This window comes from Bacillus sp. AFS098217 (assembly GCF_002551815.1).
Taxonomy (GTDB): domain Bacteria; phylum Bacillota; class Bacilli; order Bacillales; family Bacillaceae_G; genus Bacillus_A.
Genome location: NZ_NVPR01000104.1, coordinates 1 through 17,367 on the forward strand (window position 1 = coordinate 1; position 17,367 = coordinate 17,367).

Consider the following 17,367-nt stretch of genomic DNA (forward strand, 5'->3'; position numbering starts at 1 on the left):
CTCTTTTTAGGTGGGAGAGAGTATCTGGCCGTGCAGAGAAGCGGTTAGGGCCTTTTTCTGCTACATGCGAAGTAAAAACAGAAATAGTAAACGAGTGTAGGTTCCTATTTATTCTGCATAGCAGGGATATAGATGTCGGAAAATTAAAGTGGATATATTCAAGCCTTTGTTCTTGAACTAAAGAGATGGGTTAATGGAATACAAACAAAATATAAGGATAATTTAGGTAAATAACGTTTTTTATTCTAATAGGACATATAAATTAAAATCTTCTTTTTCAAATAATAATGTTTTATTTGAAAAAACAGAGTTGTCGGTTATATGTAGAGTGTTATACAATAAGAACATATATTCTGGTAAGTGTATATAGTGCTCTTTTTTAGCCCCTATATAATGAAGATTTAATTTATTAAGACGAAGCCGTATTGATTGTAACTTGACTTTTTAGATTTAGTGAAATGAAGACATTAAGCAGAAAAACTTTTTTGTTTCTAAAGAGGTTTATTTTAAAAAATGAGGAGGAGTTTTCATGATATGCCATATTAGAGACGCAGAGATATATTATGAAATAATTGGCGAGGGAAAACCTATAATTATGTTACATGGTTGTTCTCCTGATCATAGGCTTATGATGGGATGTATGGAATCCGTATTTCATAAACATACGGGCTATAAGCGTATTTATATTGATTTACCAGGTATGGGGAAATCGAATGCTCCTAACTGGATAAATAGTTCTGATACATTATTAGATGTCTTAACTTTATGTATAGAAAAGATTATTCCTGATGAAAACTTCCTGCTTGCGGGAGAATCGTATGGTGGATATTTGTCTAGAGCGATACTGTCGAAAATGCCTCACCGAATTGATGGTTTATTGCTAATATGCCCTGTTATAATTGCAGAGCATGAAGCAAGAACTGTTCCAAGTTATAATATGATTATAAGGGATGACAAGTTTTTAAGTAGTCTTCCGTCAGATGAAAGACAGGAATTTTGTGAACTGGCAGTGATAGCAAATGAATATACGTACAATCGATATAAAGAAGAGATCAAGCCAGGGCTTACAGTAACCAATACTGAGTTTGTTGAAAATCTGCAAAAAAATTATACGTTATCATCCAATGTAAATGAACAAACATACCCAAAACCAGTTCTTTTACTCGCTGGGCGGCAAGATATAGTTGTAGGTTATCAAGACTTATTAGAAATCATTGAGGACTATCCACGAGCAACATTTGCAGTTTTAGATATGGCAGGTCATAATTTGCAAATTGAACAACCTGAGCTATTCGAGAGTTTGGTAGGGGAATGGGTGAAACGGACAGAAGATATCAGTCTCTAGGGCTCATGTGAAAGTAAACAAAAGATTCGTTAAGTAAAAAATCATCTTTATGATGATGCTTTACGTCCATTTAATTGCATCTAACTAAGAACAAATTAGTGTAATAAATAACTTAATTTTTTCACTAACGGGGACTGAGTTGGAATAACCAATTTTTCACTCATTTCTCTTATAGACATACCAATATGTATTTGTAAAAAGAAAGACGCTCATTAAGTATAGAAACTACTTGATGAACGTCTTTCTTTTTAAACAGCATTATTATTTGTTTATGTTAAATGAATTCCGCTCACTATTAGTCGATCATAGTAAAAATAATTTAAATAATAGCCCCTTATAAACCCCTACCAAGCCCCTTGCAAGTAATAAATCATTACAAAAACAAAACAAAAAACAACTACTACAACAATTCATTAAAAAAATAACATCGTAGTAGTAAAAAAATTTTAAAATTAATTGCCCAATTTCCTCCTCAATCTCTATATGTATGAAAGAAGCGGCAATTTTATATTTGCCGTCAAAGACGGGAGGAATATATATGGCAGTATACCGGAATGTACAGGTGAACTTTTGGCAGGATGATTTTGTACTCGATTTAACGCCGGAGGAGCGATACTTTTATATATACTTGCTGACATGTTCGAAAACGACGCAATGCGGCATTTATCCGTTGCCGAAGCGTTTAGCGGAAATGGAAACAGGCTACAACAGAGAGACTGTTGAGAAGTTACTGCAGCGGTTTATTGAATATGGAAAAATACAATATGATGCAGAAACGAAGGAGCTATACATCGAAAATTGGGTGCGCTATAACCCCGTTACGAATACGAACGTTGAGAAATGTGTACTTCGTGAGTTAAAGGCTGTGAAAAGCAAAAAGTTTGTACATATGTTCCTGCAAAAATGCTTGGAGGAAGAGCTGAATATTCCGCTATTACTAGAGCATTTTGGTATGCCATGTGAAGCATCTGTGGTTATTCCTCAAGAGATTTTTGAAAGTGGTGAAACGGATGGGGAAGTAGAAGAGGCGGAGCCAGGAAGCAGTGTATTTATGTTTTATGAACAAAACTTCGGTAGTTTGTCGCCTTATACTGCGGATGAATTAAGTGAATGGATGGCAGATTTGTCAGAGGAGCTTGTACTGAAAGCACTCCAGATTGCGCATGAAAATAATAAGCGGACGCTTGCTTACGTGAAGGGCATTTTACGAGATTGGCAAGGAAAGGGATATAGGAAGCTCATTGAAGTAGAAGAGGCGGCGGTGAAGTTTCGGAAGAAGGAACCGTCTATTATGCATGAGACGAAGCAGTTTCTGGAGGAGTGTGAAGAGTGGGAGAAAAATGTACCGTCTGAAGAAGAGCTGCAGAAGTTCTTACAGGAGAAGGGGTGGCGTCCGTGAGCATTCAAAACGTCGAGGCTGAACAGACGGTACTAGGATCTTTGCTTCTTGATGGTGCACTGATTAAGGAGTGTAGGCTGACCGAGCAGCACTTTTCTACAGCTATGCATCAAGCGATATTCAAGTTGATACGGAAAATAGAGGAAGAGGGACAGCCGCTTGATCTTGTTACGCTTGTTTCAAAAATGGAGCCTGGATTTTTGGAACAGATTGGCGGTATTGAATACTTTGTAAATATAATCGAGGGTGTTCCGACTACTGCCAACTTCTCCTATTATGAGGGGCTTGTTTGGGGTGCGTGGAAAATGAATCGTGCGGGAAGTGCGGCGCACAGTATGTGTGAACGGCTTCTTGCGGAGAAGGATGAGAGGATAATTGGTGAGACGATTACAACGCTTTGTGAACTGGAAGAGGTAGATCGTACATTAGATTTTGATTTGAAGGACACGTTAGTCGGCCTGTATGAAGAACTTCACCAAGATACAGAAGAGCTTACAGGGATTGAGACAGGATTTTCAGCTTTAAACAAGATGACGTGCGGTTTGCAGGAAGGCGACTTTGTTGTGATTGGAGCCCGACCTTCCATGGGAAAAACGGCGTTCGCCTTAAATATTGCGCTCCATGCAGCCAAATCAGATGCTGCAGTTGGGCTATTTTCTTTAGAGATGAGCAATAAGCAACTGCTAAAACGGATGGTTTCCTGTCTAGGGGAGGTATCAGGGAAGAGGCTGAAAAACCCGAAGCATCGTTTTGCGATAGAAGACTGGGAGAAAACAAGCCGGGCGTTTGCGGAAATCGGAGATCTACCCTTAGAGATTTATGATAAAGCAGGTATTACAATACAGGACATTTGGATGCAAGTACGAAAGCTGAAACGAAAGCATGCAGATAAAAAATTGTTTGTTGTTATTGATTATTTACAGCTCATTACAGGTGATTCGCCATATAAGGGAAACAGGTTTCAAGAAATGAGTGAAATCTCTCGTAAGCTGAAGTTGATGGCTCGTGATTTGAATGTATGCGTAGTCGCGCTATCGCAGCTGTCCCGTGCGGTAGAGGCGCGTCATGATAAGCGTCCGCTTTTGTCTGACCTAAGGGAGACAGGGCAAATTGAGCAGGATGCGGATGTCATTATGCTCATGTACCGGGAGGATTATTATGATAAAGAAACAGAAAACAAGGATGTTACAGAAATTCATGTGGCAAAGCATCGGAACGGGCCTGTTGGGATGATGGAATTGCGGTTTTTGAAGGAGTATGGGCGGTTTGTGGAAGGGAAGTAGGGGCATAAGTGAATCTGTCACCTCCTTAATGCTCACTTCGTTCCGTTTATCGTTGATAGATACAATTTTGTTAGCGTTTTGTAAAAGAAAATTTACAAAACGCTAACAAAAAAAGACTTAAAAATTTCATTTCCAGAATATATAATTGTATTTGTATAAAATTGTTGAATGGAGGAAATTTTTTGTCTATATATAAACAATTGCCAAATGCTCTTTTAATCGGTTTTTTCATGGAAATTAATAAAAATATAGAAAAAGGAATTCTTTCAGAAGCTATGTATCATGAAATAGAGCTAATTAAAACAGAAATGGAAAAACGAAATCTTTCAGAAGTAGATTTACGAAAAATTCACTAAGAATATATAGAATATCAATGCAAAGGAGCCCATCAACTTAAGAAAAGTAAACATCCCAAAAACGAAAAAATGAGTTGAATTCTCAAAATAACGAACTGTAGAGAAAGAAAACTTTCACTTAGAGGTTACTTTAGAATCTTAGCTTGATGGCGATATGGCGCTACTCCATATTATTAAAATGAATGTGGTTATCAAGTTAGAGGAAAGCATCTGAGGGTGTCTTTTCTTTTTTTGTAAAAGGACCTGCTCAATTAGATCGAAACAACATAAAGTAAGATAGAACCGTTAAAAAATGTGCACCCAAGTGTTTTTGTCTCCTACTTCAAAGGAGGATTTAATATGGGATTTGGTGGTAGTTGTGGTGGTTTTGGTGGCGGATTCGCTTTACTCATTGTGCTATTTATTCTATTGATCATCATTGGATGCAGCTGTTGGGGAGGCGGATTCGGATACTAAAGAAAAAAGGCGCTCATTTGAGTGTCTTTTTTTTATGGGGAGGGGCCACTGCAGCTAATCAAATAGAAGGCGGATTTAATGAAGGGAATAAAGGAAAGGACTAAATATTGCTGATGTTCTTCCAGGTGGAAACGAGCTGCTCTAACTGTAGAGAAGCAGGATTGTCGTTTGGTACCCCCTTCTTTGTTAGTGAATTAAAGAGATTAAAATTCGTTTACGATATTGAGAAGTTCACCAGCAATCTTATTTTTTTGTAATTTCATGAAGGCTTTTCTAATCGTATGAAAGACTTTTGTAACATTTACGAAAGTCTTTTGAAAGATATTTAAACTAAAATGAACTTTCGAGCATGAAATTCGGATTAATAAGTAGATAAAAAACAAATAAAAAGTGAGGAATGACGTTATGAATGAAAAATACAAAAAAAGGATACCAAAAATCCTCCCTGTAGGAATTGCAATGGGGATTTTATTCAGCTCCGCTCCAATAACAGAACATAAAGTGAAAGCAGATGTTGATACGGCCGCAACAATTATTACAACATTTGGAGAAATATATAATACGTTTCTTGCAGAGCCATTTGGGGAGTGGCTAGACGAAACCAGTGCAAAATCCCTTTATAACCGTGGTCTTGAAAACAGTGCTTACATAGCTCCTACTTTTCAAAAAGGAGAGTTTGGTATTACTGTGTTTGATTATTATAAAGATCAAAATTTTAGCAAGAAGGTTAAAGTTGCTTATGCTGATGGGAAGGTTGAATATAAAACAATCAAGCATGGGCAACAACTTCGTATTAAGCAAGCTGGTACAATAGTAGACTTAAATCCTGATGAACCAGAAGTATCTAAACATAATCTTTTGTATATTACACAAAAACAATTAGATGAAGGAAAGACAGGTGTTGCTCTTACAAACTGGCAAACCTTTTATCTAGAAAGTAGCAATGAAGGTCATTACACTAGTTTAGCAGATAAATTTGTACGAGGAGAATTCCCAGGTGCTTATACTAAAGGTGGGGTGCTTGATGTTCGTTATACATTTAGGGATCTTTTTAACCAACTACCAGAAGATAAACGAAAATTAGGAACAGCTACTTCAGAGCCGATAAGTAAAGATGTTCTTTCTAATTATGTTACGAATGACTCGAAAGCCCTTGCAGATTTTAATGACCGAGTAGTAAATGTATTTGCAGATACGAATTCGATTTTAGAAACACCTCTTGCATTACCATTTATTACATTAAATGACGGTAAACCTTATCAAATTATTCCTTATAAAAAAGGGTCGAATAAAGTGTTTGTAAAAAAAGGTTCACAATACCTTTCAGGAAAAGAAGGAAATAATCTTCAATACTCTGATTCAATTGGTGATGATGAAGTGTTTGAACTTGTTCAAATTGAAAATTCTGGTCAAAACGAACTTCAATTCCGTTTGAATAACAAGAATGGAGTAAGTTTGGCTGGTAATCAGTATATTTCACAATTCGGTACGGATTGGAGTTTTAAATCTGAAATTCGTTTCACTGCAAAAACCAACAATGAAATTCATAATTGGTTAGTTGATTGGCATCCTAGTAAGGTAAATGAAACAAAGAAACACGAAGGAATGACATATGCCGGATTGGAGTTCAAACCTGATGAAAAAGATTCCTCTATATGGACTGCATACAATTCTGGAAAATTGATAACGAATAGTTGGATAGAGAGACAGGGCGATCATTATTATGCGGATTCTTCAGGAATTCTTTTAAAGGGCTGGCAAGAATTTGAGGGGAATACGTATTATTTTAGTCCAAATTCTAATCACAGGGTCAAAAATTCTATCGGATATGTCTCATCTGACACATTCATTGATGGGAAGTGGTATAACTTCAACGAGGACGGTGTTCTGCAGAAATCAGCATGGAATGGTCTAGAATATTCCGATGCTTCAGGAGCGTTTATTGAAGAAGGCTTGAAAGAAATTGATAATAAAATTTATTATTTTAAAGATTACAAGGCTACTACAAATGAACTGCGTCTAGAAGATCAAAATATCATTCTTCACTTTTCTGATAAAGGCGTACTTGAGAAGGCTTCTAGGCTGAATGGAGAAGCGCTAAATAGTGTGAATCATGTTACTCTTGATGAGAAAACGTTAGTGTTTGAAAAAGATGGTTCTATTAGAAAAAACGGTGTCTCTAAAATCTTTTTACCTGGATTATTTGATAAAAAGGAGCAACCTGCACTGGTTTATTACAGCTTCGAAGAAGGGCCTAACTATACTGGTTGGAAAGAAATTGATGGTAAAAAATATCATTTCGTGGGTGGCAAACACTATACTTTCGATGGTCATGAACCTATTGACGGAAAAAGATATTATTTTAATCAGGACGGAGAAGCTAAGCTAACTGGGTTTGATAAAGTTAACAATAAAATATACTATTATAACGATAAAGGCGAAATGCAAACAGGATGGCAAGAAATCGATGGTAAGTGGTATTACTTCGATGAGTCTGGAGCAGCTAAAATAGGATGGTTCGAAGTTGGTGGCGGATACCACTTCCCTTATTACGGATACTTTACTTATTATGCTAAAGAGGATGGTTCTATTTATACAGATACCACGGTTGAAATTGATGGAAGAACCTATAAGTTTGACAGCCATGGACACAAGGGCTATTAAGTAATACAAAAAAGTCTATTTTTATAAGTATCACTCGTTAAAAGGGATGATTTTACCTGACTTAAGCATACAACCCTGAAAAACTAAAAATGACTGTTCCACTCAGTGAGTGAGAAAATCGTTTGAAGAGTTAACTGATATATACAAAAATGGGTCATATTATGCACTGGATTCTATTCCTATTTCTATAATGTGGCCCATTTTATTTTTGTAGGTATACTCATTTCTTGTTGATTCTATCCTTTGAGATTGACGAAAATATAAATATTTTTGCTCAATTGAAATCACTCTATGAAGCTTTGGGGATTTCTTACTATACAAAAATGTCGAAATGTATATAACCGCTCTAAAAAAGTAAATCCTAACTCAATTTATATGTTGAAAAAATAAAATGGATATAGATATCTTGTTTGTTTTACTAATCTTACAGAACTGTCATCTTTATGTAAGGTTAGTAGATAGTTCATTTCAAGGTTTAAATGTAATAATAAAATCATAAGAAGTGATAAGACAGTGTTGTTCATAGTTGTAACAACAACTAAAAAATGACTAAGAAAAAATTAAATATATGTATAATAAGTGGAGGTAAATATAATGGCTTTAAAATTATTCGGTATTGTTTTTGGAATAGTATTAATCTTATGGGGTATATATAGAATGAAAAGAGATGATGCATTCGTAGGAAAAACCCAAACAAGAAAAAATCTTTTCAATTTGTTGATTCTTGGAGAGGCCTCTGGATTAGGACAACTCTTAGGTGGAATTTTGCTTGTCATTTTAGTAATCGTATCCTTTATAATTAAATAATTTGCAAATAAGAGGAGCTAATATCTATCGTTTAGCTCCTTTTGTTGTGATAAAGTCTAGAAAACAATTCTAGTTTATCAAAAGTCGATAAGTTCATGTCAAAAACACCATCCTTTCCTATGATTTTACAGAAAGAATAGCGTATTTTTTCATTTTAATGCGATCTAAAAAGAGTTCGAATGAACGCAAAGTGCGACAATATCTTAAAGTTTGATTACTATTTTTTCTTATCTAATAACTTGTGTGAGCCGTCACAGTTGGGCAGCTTTTGAGATAGCCCACAAGTACAATCATTTAATCCCTTTCCATCGAGAATTCTCTGGATATATTTTTCAACCCTTGACTCTCGAGTTTTGGCTTGTTTGGCTTGAGAAAAATAAAAAATGTATGCTCTTTGCCGTCCCGGTGTCAATGATTCAAAAGCAGTTTTAAAAGCAGGCATTTCATCGAATTTATTTTGAAGTTCTTCAGGAATTATGAACTCTTTATGCTCTTTCTTTTTCACCTTTAAACCGGCTTTTTCAACTTCAATGGCTTCATAAATATAGGCTTTCAAGATGGTTTCCATTTCAACTATTTCTTGAATATTGGTGAACCGAATCTGGCGTCCCGCTTGTACATTCTCCGTTTGTTGGATTAGAATCCCATGAGTATCCTGTAACAAGGCACCTTTGTGAAACGAAAGCGCACAATATTCTTTAAATCCATGTATTAAAACTATGTTTTTTTTCTCAAACGTGTAACAAGGATGCATCCATTTAAATTCTTCGGTTAGCTCACAGTCAAGAACGATATTTCTCAACTTTTCATATTCTTCCTTCCACTTCTTGGCTGTATTTAAAAATTCATCAACCTTAGGATTCATTTTACTATTTGTCATCAAGGAACACCCCTCTGCAATTTTACAATCAGTCATATTGAAAGTGTGACAAAACTTCCACATGGAAATATTCTCATTGAATTCATGAATGGTCAAACAATTAAACTAGAAGTATCTAAAAATAACTTTGAAAATCAGATAAACAGAACTGCACAGCTACGTGCAGAATTTGAAGATAGAAAAGGAAAACAAATAGAGACAAAATATTAGAAATCGAGATAATTTATCAAAATTCTAGTGAAAAGGTAGAATATATAATATGATTTTAGGAGTTTCGTATTTTGAGGATTAAAATTTTAGCTTAATGGCTATGGGAGCACTCCCATAGCCATTAATTTTTAAATAGTTTAAGATTTGGATCCGTCAACGGGTGGCAAGTGATTCCTTAGTCCGATAATTTAAAGGGATTTAGATGTCGAAAAATTAAAATGGATTTATATAGTTAGTATACAAACAACTTGAGCCTATTATATTAATTTATACAGAATTACATATGTTAGTTAATATTTTACTAGTCCTTTTGGGGTCTGGCCCATGCTTATCAAGCTAATATTTTGAAGTACCCCAAAAACAAAAATTTTGTCCCACCGCAGTTATCTATGAGAATTCAGCTCATTTTTTTCGTTTTTGGGAATAACAAATGGCGATAGGGGAGCGGCATCAAACGCGGAAAATGTACGCTAAGAGCTTAACTAAACTGGTTCTTAGCGTTTTCATTTTACATTCGAACACTTTTTAATATGTATCATACAATAACCCAGAAAATAATTACTGTTTTCCTCAATTAGCAAAAAGAGCTTGGTAATCACTAAGGTCCTTTTGATTGATGAAGTCTAATAATGAGAGAAAGATGTTATACAAAAGGGAGATAACAACTATGACTATAGCAGCTTTGATTACTATTTTGTTACTTTCATTATCATCTAGTATTGATAACTTTGGGGTAGGTATATCTTATGGTATCCGTAATATTCGTATAAGTTTATTAGCTAACTTTATCATTGCAATTATTGCTTTTATTTTTAGTGAAATAGGTATTCGATTTGGGCAATACATTTCAACAGTGTTTCCGGGTACATTATCTAATGTTATTGGTACATTGTTTTTATTCGTAATTGGTTTAAGAATTATTTTAATGGCAGTTCCAAGAAAAAAGAAAGTTAGTCAAAAAGTACTTGATGAGGATGAATCTGTTTCGAATGTGATTACTGGATACTTAAAATCTCCTGAAAAAGCCGACCTTGATCAATCAGGAGATATTAGTTTTTTTGAAGCTATTGTTCTTGGTATTGCTATATCTATGAATGCCCTTACGAACGGCTTAGGTGCAGGATTATTAAAACTGTCTCCGTTTGCTATTTCACTAGCAGCAGCGATATTCAGTTTTTTAACGATTTGGCTCGGAGTGAAATTAGGAAAAAAAGTTGCAAACGTAAGAATTGGATCGTGGACAATCGGACAATTTAGCACTGCTTTAAGCGGATTTATACTATTATTAATTGCTGCTCACAATTTGTTTTAAGTACAAATTGAGGTAAAAACATTGGAGTTATTTTCAATTGAATTTTTTTCAGTCTTGTTATCAATTGTTATTATTGATGAGTATTCCTATTATAATTTTGGGAAGCAGCCTGTTTATAACATGTGTTGATCGTTTTCAAATTATTATTTATATTGGTGGCGGTGTAATTGCTTGGACTGTAGCCAACATGATAATACATGAACCATGAGTAATCCTATTTTATACTGGGGAACCGTAATTTTGATTGTCGGAGGTATAGTATTGGCTGGAAAAATAACAAATGTAAAAGAACAAGAAAAAACAAAAAAAGAGTTCTACTGATATAGTGTGTTTATATATGTAAAGGATTCTGAAGAGAAAGGCACTTGAATATAGAAGGGAGTTTCTATAATTTATTACAAGCAAAATTGTAAAAAAAGTAAATAAAGATGCAAAACATCCCCAGAAACTTTGCTCCGAACAAAGTTTCTGGGGATGTTTATAGTTAGTTTTTTCTTATAAAGCTCCTTGTTGTGCTTTTGCTACGTATTCTTTATATGGCATTTCTTGTGGACTTTTATTTGAATCTTTTGGAGTGAATTTCACTTTTACAGCGGAATAATAACCGCCTTCTCCGCTAAACGTAAAGGGTGCGTTATTTACTTTTACTTTTTTGTTCTCATCATCAAAGCTTAAATAAGGTGGTAATACAGGAAGCCCATTTTTGAAAATAGCATACATATCTTCTGGAGTTAGAGTAACTTCTTCAGTATGCACTATATCATATGAATTTCCATTTTTCTTCACTATAGGAAGCTTTAAGGTTACACCCGCTAAATAAGCATCAGTTTGGATTGTTCCAGAGAATTTTGCTCTTTTGATTGAACCATAATAAGTAGTAGTTCCACCTGGAGCAGCAACTACAGGTTGTGATTTAAATGTAACGGATTTTTCATGAGTACTAGTATTTGTCACCGTATTATTAAAACTAAATTCGCTGTTAATGTTGACTGTCTGAGAAACTTCCCCTAAATCAAATGGAATCTTCACTTTAACTGTAGTTGATGATCCAATTCCTAGCTTCATTCCAGTTGAATTTGAATAACTCATACTTTCTGAAAATTTCTCTGTTGTTTCTGGTGTTTGAGCAGTTTGTGCTACAGTACCATCATCATTATTAATCGTTAATAAATTCGTTTGACCTAAATCTTCATAACTATCTACGGTTGGATTAACATCAAAATGTGACCCGACAATTCCCGCTTCTACTTTACTCAATTGATCCATTAAACCATAATTAATGGCAGGATATTCTGTAGTATTACCGTTTGGGTCAGTAAGGCTCGAAGCGCCTTTTTCACGTTGTATCCCTTCATCATCTGCTAATTTAAATTTCTGACGTAATTCAGGTGTATTCTCAATACCCCTCAATATCCTTTTGTAAAGATCTTTTTCTAAAGTTTCTTTCGTATAAGAAGTCCCATCATCATATATATTAGTGAAAGATGCTGGTGAGGACAGTGATTCTGCTGCATGAACTGCATTCGGTAAAGCAACAGCCCCTGTCCCTAACATACATGCAAGCGGAGCAACCATTAATAACTTTTTGTATTTTTTCATTTCTCTCTCTCCTTATGATAAATCTTGTCTAGTATACTAGTAATCTCTCGTAAAAAACGAAAATCTCAGATTGTTCTAAGTGTAAAATGTAATTGCTTGTTAGTTCTTCTAGAGCGTATGATAAGTTTCAAGAATATCGGAAAAGATTCATCTCTTTCACTTGTTACAGGCTCCATTTTTGCGGCATCTCTAGGTTGTTTTCAATATTTGGATAATTTGAATGTAACCTTCATTTTTATTCAAAGGATACCAACACTGTTACTAGTGGACAGACCACTTAGAAATAGCGACTTATACCATTTCAAAAAACAAGTTGTAATTTCCAAGTTTAATTGAATATGGAGGGTGTTAAAAAGCTGACTGAACACGCGATAGATAGCGATTCAAACGATTCTGGTGCAACTATATGAATTGCACTAGAATCATAACTTATACGATCAGCCCAAAATTTCGCACCAAAACTTTAAATAATACAATGTACATAATGTCATACTATAAAACCATTTCCCTAACTTGGAATAAAAGCTTGTTTATATTTGCAAATATTTTATTTCTTTTGTTTTTCATAGAGTGTAAGGACCTTACGCCTTTATTAAAACACTGCATTTTTGAAAAGTAAATCGTGAAATTCCATCAATTACATTATTATATTATCTATATTCGGATTTAATAATTTAAAAAATAATTATATTGAAAAAATTCTTTCTTTATAAAATATAAAGGGTATAACTTGATATTCGCGTGTAAAACGTAATCATTCTTATTTATAAGAGGGAATTTAGTATGTAAAAAATGTTTATAATATAACGAAATAATATTTCATGTACTGTTTTCCTTTATTTGTATATGCATAATTGCATGAAAACACAGGTATATCGCCTATTAAATATTGGATATTTTTGATATGTAGCAGTTTGAAATTTTGATATTATTTTTAATAGATAGTAATTATGTTTTCCGTGAACAATAAAACGGCAGGGTTGTTTCTCACATTCTTTGCAATAATTAACATTGAGATCTTTCAACTCGTACATGCATTATTCTTGTAATACAAGTGAATATTTTCTTTTTCGATATTTAATAGTATAGGGAATTCAACTATGTATAGGAGCTTGGCTGAGTTGCGGCAAGATAAGAGTCCGCTTTTGTCTGAGCTATGGGGGGGACAGGGCAGAGTGAGCAGGAGAGGGAAACAGAGAACAAGGATGTTACAGGGATTCATGTGGCGAGGCTGCGGTTTTGGAAGGATTTTGATCGTAACTATATAAATCCATTTCAATTTTTCGACATCTAAATCNNTACACTCGTTTGCTCTTTCTGTTTGTACTTCGCATGTGGCAGAAAAAGGTCTTGACCGCTTCTATGCATGGCCAGATGCTCTCTCCCACCTAAAAAGAGGGGTTTGATGTCGGTGTTTAATTGATGTATATATAGTAGTAATTGACATATTAACAAATGAATATATTGATTATCATCAATAAGAAAAGTATAATAATGGTAGAGATGTAATGAAAGGGGAATTGAGATTCTACATGTGGCAAATCTTGTAATGATTACGAAATAAAATGAATAGAGTGCTTTTCCTATACATATACGGGTGGAGTATGTCTATTTATTGAAACAATAATCATACAAGGGATGTATGGTGTGGAGTTATCATTCCATTTACTAGGCGGATACCTGTGTGTATCGGCTTTTATTTGTTATGAGAGTAATACATCTCTACTTACACATATCATCGTGTCCCTATTTATTAGGGGGAATATGAAATGACGCATTTACAAAATAAAATTGCTCTTGTAACAGGAGTAAGTAGTCCAAGAGGTATCGGCGCTGCTATATGCCGCAAATTTGCTTCTCAAGGTATAGATATTTTCTTTACACATTGGCAGTCTGAGGCTAGTTGGCCAGAGAAATTTCAAAAAGAGATGTTGGAATTAGGAGTTCGCTGTGACAGTTTAGAAATTGATCTGTCACATGCAAATGCTGCATTTGAAATAATGGATACTGTTTCAAAGCAGTTTGGTCCTCTTTCGATTTTAGTGAATAACGCAGCATATTCAACAAGAGATGGATATGTAAAGTTGGATGCTCATATACTTGATAACCATTATGCTGTTAATATGAGATCAACTTTTCTTCTTTGCGTGGAATTTGCTCGTCGTTTTGAGAAAGCGAATAGAGATGGAGGAAGCATTATTAATATGACATCCGGACAAGAATTAGGGCCAATGATCGGGGAACTAGCATACGTTGCAACGAAAGGAGCAATTGCCGCTTTTACTAAGTCTTTATCGGCAGAACTTGCTCCTTTAGGAATTACGGTTAACGCGGTAAACCCAGGACCAACAGATTCAACATGGATGACGGATGAAATTAGAAAACACCTTTTGCCTAAATTTTTAATGGGGCGTATTGGCATGCCGGAAGATGCAGCACGTATCGTGGCATTTCTTGCTAGTGATGATGCAAAGTGGATCACTGGTCAAGTGATTAACTCAGAAGGTGGATTTTTGCGAAGTTAAATGAAGTGAAGGGTTTACAGTCGCGGTAAAATAAATGCTGCAATATTGGTGATTGTTGCTGAGTCAAATCATCTCGTTTACGAATACAGTATTACCATGCTACAATAGCACTATTAATGACGGAAAGGATGATGGGTGGACGATGATTAACTAATCTTATTTTTAAATGTTGAAATTGGATATTTCAATTTATAAAAAATAGGATTAGTCTGCCCATTTCCATAAGAAAGTAAAGCTATTTCATACAATAGCTTATTTGGGTATAAATACTATAACGACTAATCCTGCCAAATATAATTGGGAGGATTTTTTTGTTCTCCTTTTATAGAAAGGGATAGATAGTATGAAGGAACTTTTAAAATTAAAAGATGTTTCTGTAGAAATAATGGAAAATACCTTGTTAGAACAAATGAATGCTACAGCGAAACAGGGAGATATCATCGGAGTAATTGGAAAAAATGGTGCTGGAAAATCCACCCTGTTACAGCTGATAAATGAAAAAATAGAACCAACAAAAGGGCAACTAGAATGGCAACAGACGAACGTAACGATGGCATATGTTGAACAAGAAAAAGAGGCATTTGCATCTAAGGAAGTAACAACAGTAGAAGCGGAACTTCTTGCGAAATGGGGCGTACCAACAAATGATTTTCATACGTTAAGCGGTGGAGAAAAACTTAAAATCCGACTTGCGAAAGGATTTGCAAAAGGTACAAATCTTTTAATGTTAGATGAACCAACGAATCATTTAGATGAGCAGAGCACAGAATTGCTCATTGAACAGATAAAAAGCTATAGTGGAACAATCATCGTTGTATCACATGATCGATATTTCTTAGATGCTGTTGCAACGAAAATTTGGTCGATAGAAGATAGAAAACTAATTGAGCATAAAGGGAATTACACGAGTTATATGAAATTTCGGGAACAAAAGAGGCTCACTCAGCAGCGCGAATATGAAAAGCAACAAAAAAACATTGAACGTATAGAATCGCAAATGAAAGAATTAACATCATGGTCGCAAAAAGCACATGCACAATCGACAAAAAAAGAGGGATTTAAAGAATACTATCGTGTTAAGGCAAAGCGAACGGATGCACAAGTTAAGTCAAAACAAAAGCGTCTGGAAAAAGAGCTTGAAAAAACGAAAGTAGAACGTGTTAAGCCAGACCCAATTGTAGAGTTTTCCATTCAAGCAAATAACAAGGTAGGAAAACGTTTTTTAGAAGTGAAACAATTAAAAAAATGTTTTAAGGGACGAGTATTATTTGAGAAAGTTAATTTCACAATTCAACATGGTGAGAAAATTGCAATAGTTGGCCCTAATGGCTGCGGGAAAACAACATTATTGAAGATGATTATGGGACATGAAACGGTTGAAGGGGAAGTATGGATTTCACCATCTGCAAATATTGGCTATTTAACACAAGAGGTATTTGATTTACCACTTGAAAAAACACCAGAACAATTATTTTATAAAGAAACTTTTGAAGAAAGAGGAAAAGTACAAAATTTAATGAAGCATTTAGGATTTACATCTTCTCAATGGAAAGAGCCAATCAAACACATGAGTATGGGTGAACGTGTAAAGTGTAAGCTCATGGCGTATATTTTAGATGAAAAAGATGTGCTTATTTTGGATGAACCGACAAATCATCTTGACTTACCTTCACGCGAACAGCTTGAAAATACATTAGCACAATATAATGGTACATTGCTTATCGTTTCGCATGATCGGTACTTCCTTGAAAAAACGACTAACAGTAGACTAGTGTTTTCAAACAATCGCATACAAAAGCAATTGAAAGAAACATCTCAAAAAAGAGATAACCTTGCTGAATTACGTTTAAAGCTTGAAACAGAAAGACAAGAAGTTTTAGGAAAACTCAGCTTTTTGACTCTTAAAGATGAAGCGTACATGGAACTTGATAAAAGATTCAAAGAACTTACGAAGCAAATAAAGGAGCTTTAAACCAGAGGACTTTGTCATTTAGTAAGAAAACGAAAGGCTTTGAATTATGCCCAGCTGATGCTTGTCAAATTGGTGATTTGTTCTGTCCTGTAGGAGAGAAAGCCCCGGAAAAACCGAAGTTTCAAATTATTGAGGGCTTTGATGACCCAATTATTCAAAAATATGAGGCTGTTTTGGCTGCAAATGATATTGCAATCGCTGGCATTGAGTTTATTCGAAATGCCGATGGTGAAATTTTCACTTATGACATTAATACAAACACAAACTACAATGCTGACGCCGAAGCAGTCGTTGGGAAATACGGTATGCTAGAGATTGCGAAGTTTCTTGGTAGTGAATTAGAGAAAATATAATAGATAGGAAGAAAGCTGCTGATGAAGCAGCTTTTTTTGGTAAGTTCGATTCGAGTGTAAATTGGTGATTTCATATTTTAAACTATATAAATCCATTTTCATTTTTCGACATCTACATCCCTGCTATGCAGAGTAAAAAGTCACCTACACTCGTTTGTTCTTTCTGTTTTTACTTCGCATGTGGCAAAAAAAGGCCCTGACCGCTT

12 protein-coding genes and 3 pseudogenes are annotated in these 17,367 nt (G+C 34.9%); 13 read left to right on the forward strand and 2 right to left on the reverse strand.

Annotated elements, in window-relative coordinates:
- Nucleotides 1-529: 529 nt before the first annotated feature.
- The 8 genes and pseudogenes from COO03_RS22830 (at nucleotide 530) to COO03_RS22855 (ending at nucleotide 8,310) form a co-directional block, all read left to right on the forward strand.
- Entirely contained in the window at nucleotides 530-1,345 is an 816-nt protein-coding gene (locus COO03_RS22830) for an alpha/beta fold hydrolase (protein WP_097899318.1), read from the forward strand.
- Between the two features lie 538 nt (nucleotides 1,346-1,883).
- Entirely contained in the window at nucleotides 1,884-2,744 is an 861-nt protein-coding gene (locus COO03_RS22835; RefSeq protein ID WP_097899319.1) for a DnaD domain-containing protein, read from the forward strand.
- Nucleotides 2,741-4,027: a replicative DNA helicase gene (gene dnaB / locus COO03_RS22840; protein ID WP_097899320.1), complete on the forward strand. Its 1,287-nt coding sequence runs from the start codon at nucleotides 2,741-2,743 to the stop codon at nucleotides 4,025-4,027. The genes COO03_RS22835 and dnaB overlap by 4 nt, the downstream gene beginning before the upstream one ends.
- Nucleotides 4,028-4,209: 182 nt before the next feature.
- Nucleotides 4,210-4,383, forward strand: a complete 174-nt coding sequence (locus COO03_RS27215) for a hypothetical protein (protein WP_170958221.1) — start codon at nucleotides 4,210-4,212, stop codon at nucleotides 4,381-4,383.
- Between the two features lie 339 nt (nucleotides 4,384-4,722).
- The gene (locus tag COO03_RS22845) at nucleotides 4,723-4,839 is read left to right on the forward strand and encodes a YjcZ family sporulation protein (protein WP_097899321.1); all 117 of its coding nucleotides are present in this window, start codon (nucleotides 4,723-4,725) and stop codon (nucleotides 4,837-4,839) included.
- A gap of 17 nt (nucleotides 4,840-4,856) precedes the next feature.
- A pseudogene (locus tag COO03_RS26645) lies at nucleotides 4,857-4,975 on the forward strand (family 1 glycosylhydrolase); the annotation flags it as partial.
- Between the two features lie 269 nt (nucleotides 4,976-5,244).
- The gene (locus COO03_RS22850) at nucleotides 5,245-7,503 is read left to right on the forward strand and encodes an N-acetylmuramoyl-L-alanine amidase family protein (protein WP_097899322.1); all 2,259 of its coding nucleotides are present in this window, start codon (nucleotides 5,245-5,247) and stop codon (nucleotides 7,501-7,503) included.
- A 594-nt stretch (nucleotides 7,504-8,097) separates the two neighbouring features.
- The gene (locus tag COO03_RS22855) at nucleotides 8,098-8,310 is read left to right on the forward strand and encodes a hypothetical protein (RefSeq protein ID WP_097899323.1); all 213 of its coding nucleotides are present in this window, start codon (nucleotides 8,098-8,100) and stop codon (nucleotides 8,308-8,310) included.
- A 217-nt stretch (nucleotides 8,311-8,527) separates the two neighbouring features.
- Here COO03_RS22855 and COO03_RS22860 read toward each other — a convergent pair whose 3' ends face one another.
- Nucleotides 8,528-9,190, reverse strand: a complete 663-nt coding sequence (locus COO03_RS22860; protein ID WP_097899324.1) for a YdeI/OmpD-associated family protein — start codon at nucleotides 9,188-9,190, stop codon at nucleotides 8,528-8,530.
- Between the two features lie 33 nt (nucleotides 9,191-9,223).
- On the opposite strand from COO03_RS22860, the pseudogene COO03_RS22865 reads away from it, so the two are divergent.
- Together COO03_RS22865 and ytaF are read left to right on the forward strand one after the other, a co-directional pair.
- Nucleotides 9,224-9,382, forward strand: a pseudogene (locus COO03_RS22865) (competence protein ComK); the annotation flags it as partial.
- Between the two features lie 685 nt (nucleotides 9,383-10,067).
- The gene (gene ytaF / locus COO03_RS22870) at nucleotides 10,068-10,712 is read left to right on the forward strand and encodes a sporulation membrane protein YtaF (RefSeq protein ID WP_097899325.1); all 645 of its coding nucleotides are present in this window, start codon (nucleotides 10,068-10,070) and stop codon (nucleotides 10,710-10,712) included.
- A 495-nt stretch (nucleotides 10,713-11,207) separates the two neighbouring features.
- Here ytaF and COO03_RS22875 read toward each other — a convergent pair whose 3' ends face one another.
- The gene (locus tag COO03_RS22875) at nucleotides 11,208-12,311 is read right to left on the reverse strand and encodes an ETX/MTX2 family pore-forming toxin (RefSeq protein ID WP_097899326.1); all 1,104 of its coding nucleotides are present in this window, start codon (nucleotides 12,309-12,311) and stop codon (nucleotides 11,208-11,210) included.
- A 1,769-nt stretch (nucleotides 12,312-14,080) separates the two neighbouring features.
- Between COO03_RS22875 and COO03_RS22880 the strand changes: the two genes are divergently transcribed.
- The 3 genes and pseudogenes from COO03_RS22880 to COO03_RS22890 form a co-directional block, all read left to right on the forward strand.
- Entirely contained in the window at nucleotides 14,081-14,836 is a 756-nt protein-coding gene (locus COO03_RS22880) for an SDR family oxidoreductase (protein WP_097899327.1), read from the forward strand.
- A 343-nt stretch (nucleotides 14,837-15,179) separates the two neighbouring features.
- Nucleotides 15,180-16,808, forward strand: a complete 1,629-nt coding sequence (gene abc-f / locus COO03_RS22885; RefSeq protein WP_097899328.1) for a ribosomal protection-like ABC-F family protein — start codon at nucleotides 15,180-15,182, stop codon at nucleotides 16,806-16,808.
- A gap of 29 nt (nucleotides 16,809-16,837) precedes the next feature.
- Nucleotides 16,838-17,161, forward strand: a pseudogene (locus COO03_RS22890) (alpha-L-glutamate ligase); the annotation flags it as partial.
- Nucleotides 17,162-17,367: the final 206 nt, after the last annotated feature.

Bases quoted from the DNA above. Each gene is read 5' to 3' on its own strand.
- abc-f (WP_097899328.1), top strand. From the start codon at position 15,180: ATGAAGGAACTTTTAAAATTAAAAGATGTTTCTGTAGAAATAATGGAA.
- COO03_RS22835 (WP_097899319.1), top strand. From the start codon at position 1,884: ATGGCAGTATACCGGAATGTACAGGTGAACTTTTGGCAGGATGATTTT.
- COO03_RS22845 (WP_097899321.1), top strand. From the start codon at position 4,723: ATGGGATTTGGTGGTAGTTGTGGTGGTTTTGGTGGCGGATTCGCTTTA.
- COO03_RS22880 (WP_097899327.1), top strand. From the start codon at position 14,081: ATGACGCATTTACAAAATAAAATTGCTCTTGTAACAGGAGTAAGTAGT.
- COO03_RS22830 (WP_097899318.1), top strand. From the start codon at position 530: ATGATATGCCATATTAGAGACGCAGAGATATATTATGAAATAATTGGC.
- COO03_RS22875 (WP_097899326.1), bottom strand. From the start codon at position 12,311: ATGAAAAAATACAAAAAGTTATTAATGGTTGCTCCGCTTGCATGTATG.
- COO03_RS22850 (WP_097899322.1), top strand. From the start codon at position 5,245: ATGAATGAAAAATACAAAAAAAGGATACCAAAAATCCTCCCTGTAGGA.
- ytaF (WP_097899325.1), top strand. From the start codon at position 10,068: ATGACTATAGCAGCTTTGATTACTATTTTGTTACTTTCATTATCATCT.
- COO03_RS22855 (WP_097899323.1), top strand. From the start codon at position 8,098: ATGGCTTTAAAATTATTCGGTATTGTTTTTGGAATAGTATTAATCTTA.
- COO03_RS22860 (WP_097899324.1), bottom strand. From the start codon at position 9,190: ATGACAAATAGTAAAATGAATCCTAAGGTTGATGAATTTTTAAATACA.